Here is a 201-nt window from a genome sequence, read left to right as displayed (position 1 = left end):
CAGCGGCTCTCGCATAATCCGCAGTGCAGGTAACGCAGGCCGGCGCGCTTGCCGCTGAGGATCACGCTGGCCACCGGCGCGCTGCAGCACACCGGGCAATGCTGGCGCTGTTCTCCCACCTGGGCCTGGGCAGTCACCGGCAGGGCGCTGGCCAGTTGGCTGAAATACAGGCTCAGGGCCGCCCAGAAAAACAGCGCCTGG

1 protein-coding gene is annotated in these 201 nt (G+C 68.2%); it reads right to left on the bottom strand.

The features are described from left to right. A partial coding sequence (gene fdhE / locus F6S12_RS33655; RefSeq protein ID WP_315870100.1) for a formate dehydrogenase accessory protein FdhE occupies positions 1-201 on the bottom strand: 201 nt, incomplete at both ends.

The organism is Pseudomonas sp. JV245A (genome assembly GCF_032424515.1).
Classification (GTDB): Bacteria; Pseudomonadota; Gammaproteobacteria; order Pseudomonadales; family Pseudomonadaceae; genus Aquipseudomonas; species Aquipseudomonas protegens.
Note: the sequence above shows the minus strand (reverse complement) of the source record. Positions and strands in the feature narration are given on the sequence as shown.